This window comes from Actinomadura sp. K4S16, from assembly GCF_008327685.1.
In the GTDB taxonomy this organism is placed as follows: Bacteria; Actinomycetota; Actinomycetes; order Streptosporangiales; family Streptosporangiaceae; genus Spirillospora.
The window spans coordinates 350,124-361,993 of the sequence record NZ_BDDE01000018.1; the positions used below are offsets into that span (position 1 = coordinate 350,124).

12 protein-coding genes and 4 tRNA genes are annotated in these 11,870 nt (G+C 74.3%); 9 read left to right on the forward strand and 7 right to left on the reverse strand.

Annotation, left to right across the window (positions count from 1 at the left end):
• The first annotated feature begins 34 nt into the window (after positions 1 to 34).
• From K4S16_RS29715 to K4S16_RS29735, 5 genes are all read left to right on the forward strand, one after another.
• Positions 35 to 119 (forward strand) — tRNA-Ser (locus K4S16_RS29715).
• Between the two features lies 1 nt (position 120).
• A tRNA-Met gene (locus K4S16_RS29720) sits at positions 121 to 193 on the forward strand.
• A gap of 12 nt (positions 194 to 205) precedes the next feature.
• Positions 206 to 278, forward strand: a tRNA-Arg gene (locus tag K4S16_RS29725).
• 1 nt (position 279) lies between these two features.
• Positions 280 to 353, forward strand: a tRNA-His gene (locus K4S16_RS29730).
• 92 nt (positions 354 to 445) lie between these two features.
• Complete coding sequence (locus K4S16_RS29735) at positions 446 to 2,290, forward strand: glycoside hydrolase family 3 protein (RefSeq protein ID WP_149262340.1); 1,845 nt, start codon at positions 446 to 448, stop codon at positions 2,288 to 2,290.
• Here K4S16_RS29735 and K4S16_RS29740 read toward each other — a convergent pair.
• Positions 2,277 to 3,188 (reverse strand): NAD-dependent epimerase, encoded by a 912-nt coding sequence (locus tag K4S16_RS29740; protein WP_149262341.1) that lies wholly within the window; start codon positions 3,186 to 3,188, stop codon positions 2,277 to 2,279. The two genes, K4S16_RS29735 and K4S16_RS29740, sit on opposite strands and share 14 nt — an antisense overlap.
• Before the next feature lie 115 nt (positions 3,189 to 3,303).
• Here K4S16_RS29740 and K4S16_RS29745 point away from each other — a divergent pair, with 115 nt between their 5' ends.
• On the forward strand, positions 3,304 to 4,302 hold the full coding sequence (locus K4S16_RS29745) for a GlxA family transcriptional regulator (protein WP_149262342.1): 999 nt from the start codon (positions 3,304 to 3,306) through the stop codon (positions 4,300 to 4,302).
• On the opposite strand, the gene K4S16_RS29750 is transcribed toward K4S16_RS29745, so the two are convergent.
• Positions 4,232 to 5,512, reverse strand: coding sequence for an ABC transporter substrate-binding protein (locus K4S16_RS29750; protein ID WP_149262343.1), 1,281 nt, complete (start codon positions 5,510 to 5,512; stop codon positions 4,232 to 4,234). The genes K4S16_RS29745 and K4S16_RS29750 overlap by 71 nt on opposite strands.
• Positions 5,513 to 5,516: 4 nt before the next feature.
• On the reverse strand, positions 5,517 to 6,803 hold the full coding sequence (locus K4S16_RS29755) for a Gfo/Idh/MocA family protein (protein ID WP_149262344.1): 1,287 nt from the start codon (positions 6,801 to 6,803) through the stop codon (positions 5,517 to 5,519).
• A 101-nt stretch (positions 6,804 to 6,904) separates the two neighbouring features.
• On the opposite strand from K4S16_RS29755, the gene K4S16_RS29760 reads away from it, so the two are divergent.
• From K4S16_RS29760 to K4S16_RS29770, 3 genes are all read left to right on the forward strand, one after another.
• On the forward strand, positions 6,905 to 8,065 hold the full coding sequence (locus K4S16_RS29760; RefSeq protein ID WP_149262345.1) for an ROK family transcriptional regulator: 1,161 nt from the start codon (positions 6,905 to 6,907) through the stop codon (positions 8,063 to 8,065).
• 80 nt (positions 8,066 to 8,145) lie between these two features.
• Positions 8,146 to 8,451 carry a hypothetical protein gene (locus K4S16_RS29765; RefSeq protein ID WP_149262346.1) on the forward strand — a complete coding sequence of 102 codons (306 nt, stop codon included), beginning with the start codon at positions 8,146 to 8,148 and terminating at the stop codon, positions 8,449 to 8,451.
• On the forward strand, positions 8,448 to 8,735 hold the full coding sequence (locus K4S16_RS29770; RefSeq protein ID WP_149262347.1) for a hypothetical protein: 288 nt from the start codon (positions 8,448 to 8,450) through the stop codon (positions 8,733 to 8,735). The genes K4S16_RS29765 and K4S16_RS29770 overlap by 4 nt, the downstream gene beginning before the upstream one ends.
• A 15-nt stretch (positions 8,736 to 8,750) precedes the next feature.
• Here the strand turns inward: K4S16_RS29770 and K4S16_RS29775 are convergent, their stop codons facing one another.
• The 4 genes from K4S16_RS29775 to sigK are packed head-to-tail and all read right to left on the reverse strand — an operon-like array spanning position 8,751 to position 11,863.
• Entirely contained in the window at positions 8,751 to 9,860 is a 1,110-nt protein-coding gene (locus tag K4S16_RS29775) for an AAA family ATPase (RefSeq protein ID WP_149262348.1), read from the reverse strand.
• Positions 9,857 to 10,504 (reverse strand): nicotinamide riboside transporter PnuC, encoded by a 648-nt coding sequence (gene pnuC, locus K4S16_RS29780; RefSeq protein WP_149262349.1) that lies wholly within the window; start codon positions 10,502 to 10,504, stop codon positions 9,857 to 9,859. Before pnuC ends, K4S16_RS29775 begins: the two co-directional genes overlap by 4 nt.
• 43 nt (positions 10,505 to 10,547) lie before the next feature.
• Complete coding sequence (locus K4S16_RS29785; RefSeq protein ID WP_149262350.1) at positions 10,548 to 11,279, reverse strand: anti-sigma factor domain-containing protein; 732 nt, start codon at positions 11,277 to 11,279, stop codon at positions 10,548 to 10,550.
• Positions 11,276 to 11,863 (reverse strand): ECF RNA polymerase sigma factor SigK, encoded by a 588-nt coding sequence (gene sigK / locus K4S16_RS29790; protein ID WP_149262351.1) that lies wholly within the window; start codon positions 11,861 to 11,863, stop codon positions 11,276 to 11,278. Before sigK ends, K4S16_RS29785 begins: the two co-directional genes overlap by 4 nt.
• Positions 11,864 to 11,870: the final 7 nt, after the last annotated feature.

Genomic DNA, 11,870 nt, shown 5'->3' on the forward strand with positions numbered 1-11,870 from the left:
CGCCCGAAGACCACGGGCGGCCTTTTTCGTTTCCGGAGGGTTGGCCGAGCGGGAAGGCAGCGGCTTGCTAAGCCGTCGTCAGGGTCGCCCCTGCGCGAGTTCGAATCTCGCACCCTCCGCGCTGAGCAGGGACGCTGGTGCGTCCAGCGGTCTCATAAGCCGCGGCAGGCAGGTTCGATTCCTGCGCTCAGCACGCAAGGAACAGGTCTCCGTGGCGCAGTGGAGAGCGCGCCGGGTTGCGGACCCGGAGGTCGCAGGTTCGATTCCTGCCGGAGATACGGCGTTCGTGGTGTAGTGGTCTGCACGCCAGGTTGTGGTCCTGGAGGTGTCGGTTCGATCCCGACCGATCGCCCTATTCATATCGGTCGGAAGTGACCGGCAAATATTGCTCAGGCGCTGGTATCCGGTTGCGCTGATTTTGATCGGCCCTGGAAAAACCTTCCGCATGCGCTTTTCCTCCCTGCGGCTCCGGTCCCGCGGCCTCGTCCTCGGCGTGCTCGCCGCGCTGGCCCTCGCCGTCCACGGCGGCCCCGTCCGGGCGGCCCCGGGCCCCGTCCCCTACCTCGACCCCCGGCTGCCGGTCGAGGACCGCGTCACCGACCTGCTCGGCCGGATGAGCCTCGCCGACAAGCTCGGCCAGATGACCCAGCCGGAGCGCCGGTACGTGACTCCGGAGGACGTAACCCGCTACCGGATCGGGTCGGTGCTGTCCAGCGGCGGGTCGGCTCCCAGCCCGAACACACCGGAGAGCTGGGCGGACATGTACGACGGCTTCCAGCGGGGCGCGCTGGCCACGCCGCTGCGCATCCCGATGATCTACGGGGCGGACGCGGTGCACGGCCACGGCAACGTGGTGGGCGCGACGATCTTCCCGCACGACATCGGGCTCGGCGCGACGCGTGACCCGGCCCTCGTCCGAAGGATCGGGGCGGCGACCGCGGCGGAGATGACCGGGACGGGCGTGGACTGGAACTTCGCGCCCTGCCTGTGCGTGGCCCGCGACGACCGCTGGGGCCGGACGTACGAGTCGTTCGGCGAGGTGCCCGAACTGCCCGCCGCCATGACCACGATCATCGAGGGCCTGCAGGGCGAGCGGCTGGGCGGGCCCGCGTCCGTCCTGGCCACGGCGAAGCACTACCTCGGGGACGGGGGCACCGAGGGCGGCCACGACCGCGGCGACACCCGGATCCCGGAGGCGGAGCTGCGGGCGGTCCACCTGCCCCCGTTCCGCGAGGCCGTGAAGCGCGGCGTCGGCTCGGTGATGGTCTCCTACAGCTCGTGGAACGGGCTGAAGATGCACCAGAACAGGTACCTGATCACCGACGTCCTCAAGCGGGAGCTCGGTTTCACGGGGTTCGTCGTGTCCGACTACAACGGGGTCGACCGGATCGACGGCGAGGAGGGGTTCACCAGGGCCGAGGTCGCGGCCGCGGTGAACGCCGGGATCGACATGGTCATGGTGCCGACCGAGTGGCGCAGGTTCATCGACTACCTGCGGGACGCGGTGCGGGACGGCGCCGTCCCCCTGTCCCGGGTCGACGACGCGAACCGCCGCATCCTGGCCGAGAAGTTCCGGCTGGGCCTGTTCGAGCGGCCGATGGCCGACCGCGCGTATCTGCGGACGGTCGGGAGCGCCGAGCACCGCGCGCTCGCCAGGCGCGCGGTCGCCGAGTCGCAGGTGCTGCTGAAGAACGCGCGCGGCGTCCTGCCGCTGGCCGCGGGCGGCAGGGTCTTCGTCGCGGGCCGCAGCGCCGACGACATCGGCATGCAGTCCGGCGGCTGGACGATCACCTGGCAGGGAGCGCCGGGCCCGACCACGAAGGGGACGACGATCCTGCAGGGCCTCCGCGAGGCGGCCGGCCCGTCCGCGACCGTCGCCTACAGCGTCGACGGGACGGGCATCGACCGGTCCTACGACGCGGCGGTCGCGGTCGTCGGGGAGAAGCCGTACGCCGAGTACCAGGGCGACCTCAGCGACGGCATGGGCCTCGACGACGCCGACCTGAGGACGATCGGCCGGCTGCGCGCGTCCGGCGTCCCGGTGGTCGTGGTGCTGGTGTCGGGGCGCCCGCTGGACATCGCCTCGGAACTGCCCGGGTGGGACGCGCTCGTCGAGGCGTGGCTGCCCGGCACCGAGGGGGCCGGCGTCGCCGACGTCCTGTACGGCGCCACCGCCCCCACCGGCAAGCTGCCGGTGACGTGGATGCGCGACGCCTCCCAGCAGCCCATCAACAGGGGCGACGGCAAGAAGCCCCTGTTCCCCTTCGGGTACGGCCTCACATATGGCTGAGCGCCTCCTTGAGGACGTCGTCCAGCGGCGACGCGGCGACCCCGAACGTCTCCTCCATCGGTGAGGAGTCGACGGTGAACGGCCGGTGCGACATGTGCTGCGTCTCCCACATCTCGTCCCAGAACGGATCGGTGAGGCTCAGCAGGGTCAGTTCGCGGTCCGTCATGGTGTCCAGGCGCGGTTCGGGGACGCCGGCGAGCGCGGCGAGGCGCTCGGCGACCTCGCGCACCGACGCGGTGATCGTCGGGGCGTGCCACGGCCGGCCCCATCCGCGCCCGTCGCGGGCGACGGCGACGAGTGCGCGGGCGGTGTCGCCGATCGCCGAGTAGGCGTGCGGGACGTCGAGTTCCGCCGGGACGAGCGCCGGGCGTCCGGCGAGCACCTTCGGCTGCACCATGAGCGTGAAGACGGAGTAGGCGCCGGCGCCGAGGAACTGGCCGGCGCGCACCTCAGCGGCCCGCACCCTTCCGGCGTCGTGCGCCTCCTTGGCCCGCAGCCACATCTCTGCGCGCACCCGCCCCTTGGGGCCGGTCGCCTCCAGCGGGTGGTCCTCGGTGACCGGGCCGTCCGCCGGTCCGTACCCGTAGAGGTTGCCCAGCATGACGTACCCCGCGCCGGACCGCTCGGCGGCGGTCAGGATCGAGCCGAACAGCGGGGGCAGCAGGTCCGGCCACGTGTGGTAGGCGGGCGCCGCCGCGTTGAACACGGTCTCGGCGCCCTCGGCGAGCCGGCTGAGCGCGCCGGTGTCGGTGGCGTCCAGCGCGATCGGCTCGATGAGCGGGTGCTCCGGACCCGCTCCGCTGCGGGACGCCATCCGGACGCGGTCGCCCGCGCCGGCGAGCAGGAGCGCGGTCGCGGTGGCGGTGGCTCCCCGGCCGACGACGACATGAAACGGCATAATTCACTCCAGTGAGGTAGTGGCCGGGCATCCGGCCGTTGCGCGAACCACTCTGCGGTCCGCCGCGCCCGGACGGCAGGGGCCTGATCGCCAACCGTCCGGAGGTTCTGGCCAGATGCACACGGTCGCGGTCGTCGTCGTCCCGCCGGTGATGAGCTTCGACGTCACGATCCCGCAGATGGTGCTGGGCGCCGCCGAGGCGGGCGGCGGCCCCGCCTACGAGCTGCGGCTCTGCGCCGCCGAGCCGGGGCGTCCGCTGGAGGCCGTCGGCGGCCTGGACGTCGTCGCCCCGCACGGGCTGGACGCCGTGGAGAGCGCGGACAGCGTCATCGTCGTGGGCAGCGGGGGCCGTACCGGCATCGAGCGGCCCGTCCTGGACGCCTTGCGCGCCGCGGCGGGCACGGGGAAGCGCGTCGCGGCCATCTGCACGGGCGCCTTCGTGCTCGGCGAGGCGGGCCTGCTGGACGGCCGCCGCGCCACGACGCACTGGGGCCTCACCGGCGACCTGGCCCGCCGCTTCCCCGCCGCGGAGGTCGTCCCCGACGTCCTGTACGTCACGGACGGAGCGGTGCTGACCTCGGCCGGGGCCGCCGCCGGGATCGAGCTGTGCCTGCACCTGGTCCGCGAGGACCACGGCGCCGCGGCGGCGGCCGCGGCGGCGCGCCTGACGGTCGCGGCGCCCCCGCGTCCCGCCGACCAGGTCCAGCGCCTCGACGACCCGCTGCCCGCCGGACCGGACGTGTCGCTCGCGGAGACCCGCGCCTGGGCCGTGCGGCGCATGGGCGAGCCGCTCACCCTCACCGACCTGGCGCGGCACGCGCGCGTCAGCACCCGCACGCTCACGCGCCGGTTCCACGCGGAAACCGGGCACAGCCCGCTGCAATGGCTGCTGCACCAGCGGATCGACCGGGCCCGGGAGCTGCTGGAGAGCACCGCGCTCCCGATGGACCAGGTCGCCCACCGCAGCGGCCTCGGCAGCGCCGACTCCCTGCGCCAGCACTTCGTCCGCAGGCTCGGCATGACCCCGAGCGCCTACCGCGCCGCTAGTCGGCCAGTGCCGTCAGTGCCTTCTGGAGGTCCTCGGCAGCCTGGTCCACCGGTTTCCTCCCGGTGAGCGCCGCGGTGACCTGCTCCTGGACGGCGGCGCTGACCTCGTTGTACCGGACGACGACCGGGCGCGGCCTCGCCTTGTCCATGCCCTGCCTCAGCGCCGGCAGGTACGGATACCGCCTGAGCATCTCGGGATCGGTGTAGAGGGCGGCGAGGGACAGCGGGAACGACTGGGCGCGGCCGTACTCCTTCTGGACCGCCGGGCTGACGATGTGGGCGACGAAGTCGCGGGCGGTCGCCTGGTGCTTGGAGAACGCCGACACGGCCAGGTTGTTGCCGCCGAGCGTGCCGGAGCCCGGCCCGCCCTCGCCGGGGATCGGCGCGACGCCGAACTTCCCGGCCACCTTCGAACCGTCCTTCTCGGAGGCGAGCGCGTACACATAGGCCCAGTTGCGGTGGAAGACGAGGCGGCCCTCCTGGAAGGCGCGGCGGCCTTCCTCCTCCTTGAAGGTGATGGCCTTTTGCGGGATGGTGCCGTTCTTGAAGCCGTCCACGAGGAACCGGAGTCCGGCCTTGGCCTGCGGGGTGTTCACCTGCGGCCTGCCCGAGGAGTCGAAGACCTCGCCGCCCGCGGACTGGACGGCCTCGGAGTAGTTGACCGTGAGCCCCTCGTACTTGCCGTACTGGCCCGCGTAGCAGTCGGCCCCCTTGCCCTCGGCCGTCCCGCGGACCTTCGCGCAGTCGTCGCGCAGCTCGGCCCACGTCTTCGGCGGGGCCTTCACGCCGGCCTTGGCGAGGAGGTCCTCGCGGTAGTAGAGGACGCCGGTTCCGGTCAGCCACGGCGCCGCGTACAGCCTCCCGCGGTACTTGCCGGTCTCCAGGGCCGCCGGGACGAAGGACGAGGCGTCGACCAGCCCGCCGGGCAGCGGCAGGATCCAGCGGCGCGCGGCGAACTCCGCAGTCCACACCGCGTCCAGCCGGACGACGTCGTAGGCGTCCGACTTGATCTGCATGTTCTGGACGAGCTGCTGCCGCGCCTGGTCGCCGTCCTCGGGCAGCTCGACGAGCCGCACCTTCTCCTTGGAGTGGCCGTCGTTCCACTCGGCGACGAGCCGCTGCACGGTCTGGGTGAGGTCCTTGCCGGTGGCGACGGTGATGGGACCCCGCCCGTCGTTGCCCGCGGCCGACGGCTCGCCGGACGAGCCGCCACAGGCAGCGGCCGCGAGGGCCAAGGACAACGCCGCCGCGGCGCACCACAGAGGTCTGATGGTCATGGACTCACCGTGCCTTTCGCGCGGGTGACTGCGGGGCCGCTTCGACGACCGTGCCGTTCAGCCGCGCGCGTTCGGCGGCCCACACGACGCGGTGTGAGGCGAGGCTCTCGCGGGGGCCGGAGCTGAGCGGGGCGGGGTCGCCGCCGGCGAGCGCGGCGGTGAAGGCGTCGGCCAGCGCGTCGTCGGCGTGGTCGTGGCGGCCGTCGAACGCTCCGCCGCCAGGGGCGGCGCCGGGGTCGACGATCTCGGTGCCGCCGGTGACGAAGTCGCGGACCGTGATGCGGACGCCGTCGCCCTCCAGGCAGCCGGACGTCCCGAAGACGCGCGTCTGGCGCGGGGCGGCAGGGGAGAACGCGGTCATGGTGAACACGCAGGTCGCGCCCGAGGGGAACTCCATGTTCACGACCTGGTGGTCGACCACGTCGTTGTCGCAGGCGTAGACGCAGCGGCCGTAGGGGCCTTCGCGCAGCGCCCGCAGGACGCCCGCCTCCGTGCGCTCGTCGGTGACCGCGCCGAGCGGCCATGCCTCGCGGGCGGGATCGCCGAGGCACGACAGGTAGAGCCGGGGCGCCGAGTACGGGCAGCGCGCCTCGACGGCGCAGTCGACGCAGCGCGCGCCGGCGCCGGGCGGCCGGTTCTCCGGGCGGAAGTGCGACAGCCGCCCGAACGAGGACACCCGCGCGGGGACCTCGCCCATCACATGGATCAGCCAGTCGACGTCGTGGCAGGACTTCGTCATCAGCATCGGCCCGGACTCGTCCGAGCGCCGCCAGTTGCCGCGCACGTAGGAATGGGCGTGGTGCCACCAGCCGACCGGTTCGAGATGCTGGACGCCGACCGGCGCGCCGATCCGGCCGTCCGCGATCAGCGCCCTGAGGGCGCGCGTGTAGGCGGTGTAGCGCAGGACGTGGCAGACGGCGAGCATCACCCCGGCGCGCTCGACGGCGTCCACGATCCGCAGCGCGTCCGCCTCGGACGTCGCCATCGGCTTCTCCAGCAGGATGTGGCAGCCGAGGCCGGCGAAGCGGATCGCGGGCTCGGCGTGCTCGGCGTCCTGCGTCGCGATGATGACGCCGTCGGCGAGGCGGCCCGCCGCGGCCATCTCGCGCCAGCCGGGGAACGCACGCTTCGGCGGGAGGCCGTGCTCGGCCGCGAACCGGGCGCGCCGCACCGGGTCGGGCTCGGCGACCGCGACGATCCGGCCGGCCCCGGTCGCCCGGATCCGCGCGGCGTAGGCGCGGCCGCGCAGCCCGGCCCCCGCCACGGCGATCGCCGGCACCGTCTCCTGCATCGCGCGCCCTCCCGGCCTGGTCGCCGTACTTATGCAAGTATCTTTCATAAGTGGATTGGCAATAATGTCGTCCGTCCGCCGATCGCTGTCAAGGGGTGCCCGTGCCGCAACACTCTCTCCACGGTGGCGACCCCTCGGTGCTCCGCCGGCTCAACTCGGCCGCGACCCTGCGGGCGCTGCGCGACGGCGGCGAGGCCACGCTGTCGGAGCTGGCCCGGCGCGTCGGGCTGTCCCGGCCCACCACCGAGGGCGTGCTGGGCGAGCTGATCGACCGCGGCCTGGCCGCCGAGGACGCGCCGCGTCCGGGCAGCGGCCTCGGCCGCCCCGCCCGCCGCTACCGCTTCCGGGCGGAGGCGGGCCACGCCCTCGGCATCGACATCGACGCGCACCGGGTGCGGCTGCTCGTCGCCGACCTCGCCGGCGAGGTCGTGGGCGGGGGGCACCGCGCCCGCCTGGACGGCGGCGCCCCGCCGGGCGAGCGGATCGCGGCGGTGCGCGCCGCGGTCAAGGCGTGCCTCGCGGAGGCGGGCGTCGACCGGCGCTCGCTGCGGGCGGTCGCCGTCGGCACCCCCGGCGTCGTCGCCCCGGACGGGACGGTCACGTCCTGCACGGTCGTGCCCGGGTGGCAGGGCGTCCACCTGGCACGGGAGCTGGGCCGCTCGTTCTCCTGCCCCGTCCTCGTCGAGAACGACGCCAACCTCGCCGCGATGGCCGAGCGGTGGCGCGGCGCCGCTCGCGACGCCGACGACGTCGTCTGCGTCTACGCCGCCCTGCACACCGGCATGGGAGCGATCATCGGCGGCCGGCTGCACCGGGGGCGCTGGGGCGCCGCGGGCGAGATCGGCATCCTGGACGAGCTGGGCCTGCGCGACACCGCCGCCTCCCTGGTCCCGGACGCCGGCCGCGGCGCCGTCTTCGAGGAGGCGGAGCGCGTCCTGGAGGCGGCCGGGCGCGGGTCCGCCGAGGCGGGGGAGCGCGTGGAGCGGCTCGCCGACCGGATGGCGCGCGGCGTCGCGGCGATGGCCCTCGCCCTCGACCCGGAGACGATCGTGGTCGGCGGGCCGCTGGCCGGGGCCGGTGCCCCGCTGGTCGCGGCGCTGCGGAGCCGGGTCGCCCCGCTGTGCCTGAGCCCCGTCCGCATCGAGGGTTCCGAGCTCGGGGACGAGTCGGTGGGCCTCGGCGCCGTCCGGCTCGCCCTCGACCGGATCGACGAGGACCTGTTCCGCCTCGACCCGACCGACACGCCGCGCGCCGTCAAATGAGCCCCTGTCCTGTCGGTGGGGCTCGGTAGGGTCTCGGTTGCGCGGGTGACAGGGGACCGCGCCGGACGGACGGGAGCGACATGAGCGCACAACCGGTAGAGCCGTTCCTCCCGGGGCAGGTCCACCGGGTCCCGCGGACGATCAGGGGCATCGCCGACTGGCTGACGGAGGAGAAGCGCGCCAGGTTCCTCAAGGAGGTCATGGCCGCCACGGAGGAGGACGACTACCAGCGCGTCATGGACGACTGGTGGGCCGAGGCCCACCTGGCCCAGATCCCCGACCGCGCGGAACGCCGCGCCAGGGCGCGCAGGGCGGACCGGAGCGACCTCGTCTCGCTGGACGAGCTCAAGAGCCGGTTCCTGGTGGACGAAGACCCGGGGAGGTGACCGCCGGCCGCCGAGGCTGGACGGTCTACTGCGAGAAAGGGGCCTCCGACGTCATCGAGGCCATGCCCCCCGCGCTGAAGGACTCGGTGATCCGGTTCTTCTGCGACTTCGCGGTGGCGGGCGGCCTGGCCGCCGAGACCGGAGGAAGTCCCCCCGGAAGGCCGTTGGACGACGCCCGTCTGGAATTCAGGATGGTGGTCGACGGCACCTCGATGTTCTTCGACTACCTCGTCCTCGCCGACATCAAGGAGTTCCGCGTCACGAACATGATCTGGCTCGGGTGAGCCCACGGCGAGGGCCTAGGGGGTCAGCGGGGCGCTGAACCGCCAGCCGTCGGCGAGCAGGGCGTCGGTCGCCTCGACGGCGGCGGCCAGGCGCCGTTCGTGGGGGCCCGTCACGGTGATGTGGGGAAGGCCCCGCTTCTCCAGTTCCTCCCGGAAGCGGCCCGACATCCACGACCTGATCAGCTCGCCGTCGCGCCAGCCGTCCTGCTCGAAGGGGACGCCCTCCGGATCGGTCAGGATCCACAGGTGGTGCGGGGTCCGCGCGTGGACGGCCTCTACCTCGGGGGCCGGGGCGCCGAGGTAGCGCTCGTGCCAGAGGGCGGTCGCGAACGCGTCGGTGTCGCAGACCAGCAGCGGCGAGCCCGACCGGGCCGCCGCGTCCTCCATGGCCGCGTGGCGCTCGGCGATCTCGGTGAACTCGGCCGACTCCCACACCAGGTCGTCCAGCCACAGGGACGGGTCGCCCGCCCGCCGGCGCGCGGCGGCGAGCTTCTCCTCGGTGAAGGTCCGGCCGTACTCCGGCACCCACCGGGTCGCCTCCCAGACCCCGCCCCGCCCGGCGTAGTGGGCGGCGAGCGCGCGGGCCAGCGTCGTCGTGCCGGTCGACTCGGCGCCCACCACCACGACCCTGCGCGCCAGGTGCGCGCGGACGGGCGGCGACAGGAACTCCCAGTTCCCGGCGGGGTCGGCCCGCACGGCGGTGCCGCTCACCGGGAAGCGCTCGCGCGGCGGGTCGACCGGGACGTGGACGGCCGAGAAGCGCTCCGCCAGTTCCGGCCCGTACGCCTCCGAGCTGAACACCGCGTCCACCGGGGGGACGGACGCGCCGAGCCCCGACCGCATCGCCAGGCCCGCCCGGAACGCCGCCACGTGCGCCGACCAGGCCTCGTCGGACTCGTAGTCGATCTCCGCGTCGTCCACCACCGGGACGATCTCCACGTGCGGCTGCCGGTGCGCCTCGCGCAGCCACGCCGTCCGCAGCGCCAGCGGGATGCTCTCCACGGTGGACGCCGCGACGACCACGCTCACCCGCGCGCAGGCCGCGGCGGCAGTGTCGATCAGTTGGTGGTGCCCGGCGTGCGGCGGGTAGAACTTGCCGATGACGAGGCCGTGCTCGTGCGTCACGCGGCGGCCGCCGGGGCGAGGGGCCGCCCGCGCAGGTCGCGGCGCCAGGCCAGCAGCCCGGACACGCACAGCGCCAGGAAGACGATGTAGAGGACGCCGGTGAGCTTCAGGTCCTTGTAGAAGTACAGCGGGATGTAGACGAGGTCGGCGGTGATCCACAGCCACCACGACTCCAGCAGCTTGCGCGACTGCCCGTAGGTCGCCATGAGGGAGAGCGCGGTGGTGAGGGCGTCCCAGAACGGCACGGTGGAGTCCGTCCAGGTGGCGAGGGCCCAGGTCAGGAACGCGGTGCCCGCGGCGCCCGCGGCGATCAGGGCCGCCCACTCCGCGCCCCGCGTGCGCCGCACCGGGAGCCGGTCGCGGCCGTCCCCGCCGTACAGCCACACCCACCAGCCGTAGAGCTGGAGCGCGACGTAGACGACCTGGAGCCCGGCGTCGGCGTAGAGGCCGCCGTCCAGGAACACCAGGCCGAGCAGGATCACGTTGGCGATGCCGATCGGCCAGTTGAGGATGTTCTGCCGGACGACGAGCCACACGTTGACCGCGCCGGTCGCGAAGCCGAGCAGCTCGGCCCACGTCGTGGGGACCGACCCGAGGTGGAAGGCGGGGTCGAGCAGCGGACCGAGCGGGACGTTCACCGACATGCCCGCAATGATCACATATCGTCAGACAGACGACAAGGGGGAATCAGGTGATGCCCAGCAGGACGATCGGCGTGGTCGTCGGCCGTGCGGACCCGCCGGCCGGCTCGACGGTCACGCCGAGCCTGTCCCGCGGAGTCCACGTCCCGGCGACGACCGGGCGCCCGGGGTCGCCGGGCAGCAGGCCCGCCGAGCGCGGGCCTTCCGCGCCGATCAGCCACAGCTGGTACGCCTTCGAGGACGGCAGCGCCCGCAAACCGGACGACGCCACGACCACCCCGCCCCGCGACGCGGACGCGACGATCGTCACCGTCCCGCCGCCCGCGGCCCGGCCCGTCGCCGCCCGCGCGTCCGGCGCCGACAGGACGGACGCCACGTCCCGGTAGGCGGACTCCGTCCGCTCCACGCGCTGCCGTTCGTGGACCGCCACCCCGACGGAGGCGGCCGTCACCAGGCACGCGGCCGCGGCCAGCCCTGCCACGGCGGCGCGCCGCCACCGGCGCGGCCGCAGGGGCCGCACGCCCGCGGTCCGGCGGGGGGAGGCGGGCGGCAGCTGCCGGACGTTCCGGACGTCCGCCAGCACCCGGGCGCGCAGCCGCGGCGGCGGGGCCTCGGCGACCGCCATGCCCAGCCGGGCCGCCGTCGCCCGGAACTCGCGCAGCTCGGTCGCGCACGTCTCGCATCCGGCGAGGTGCTCCTCGAACGAGCGCCGCTCCTCGGCGTCGTCGATCGCGTCCAGCGCGTACGCGCCGGCGAGGGCGTGCAGGTCGTCCGTCACCGTTCCACCCCCAGGCAGTCGCGCAGCCGGATGATGCCGTCGCGCATCCGGGTCCGCACGGTGTTCGGCGGCGCGCCCACCAGCGCGGCCACCTCACGATAGGAGTGCCCGCCGTAGTAGGCGAGCGTCACCGACTCGCGCTGCAGGTGCGTGAGCGCCCCCAGGCAGCGCCGCACCCGCTCGTGCTCCAGCCGCGCCTCGACCCGCTCGCCCACCGGGTCGTGCGCGCCGCCCGGCCCGGGGTGGACGGTCCTCGCCTCGCGCTCGCCCGCGGCCTGCTCGCGCCGCACGCGGTCCACGGCCCGGCGGTGCGCGATCGTCAGGATCCACGCCATCGCGCCGCCGCGGGCCGGGTCGTACCGGGCGGCGGACCGCCACACCTCGATCATCACCTCCTGCGTCACCTCCTCGGCCATCGCCGGATCGCGGACCACCCGCCGCACCAGCCCGTGCACGGGCGCCGCGACCGCGTCGTACAGCACCTCGAAGGCGCGCTCGTCGCCGCGCGCCGTCCGGGTGAGCAGCATGTCCGCGTCATGCCCGGACACCGTGCCCCCGTCCGGCGGTCTCGTCTCTGCCGGCATGCCGCGC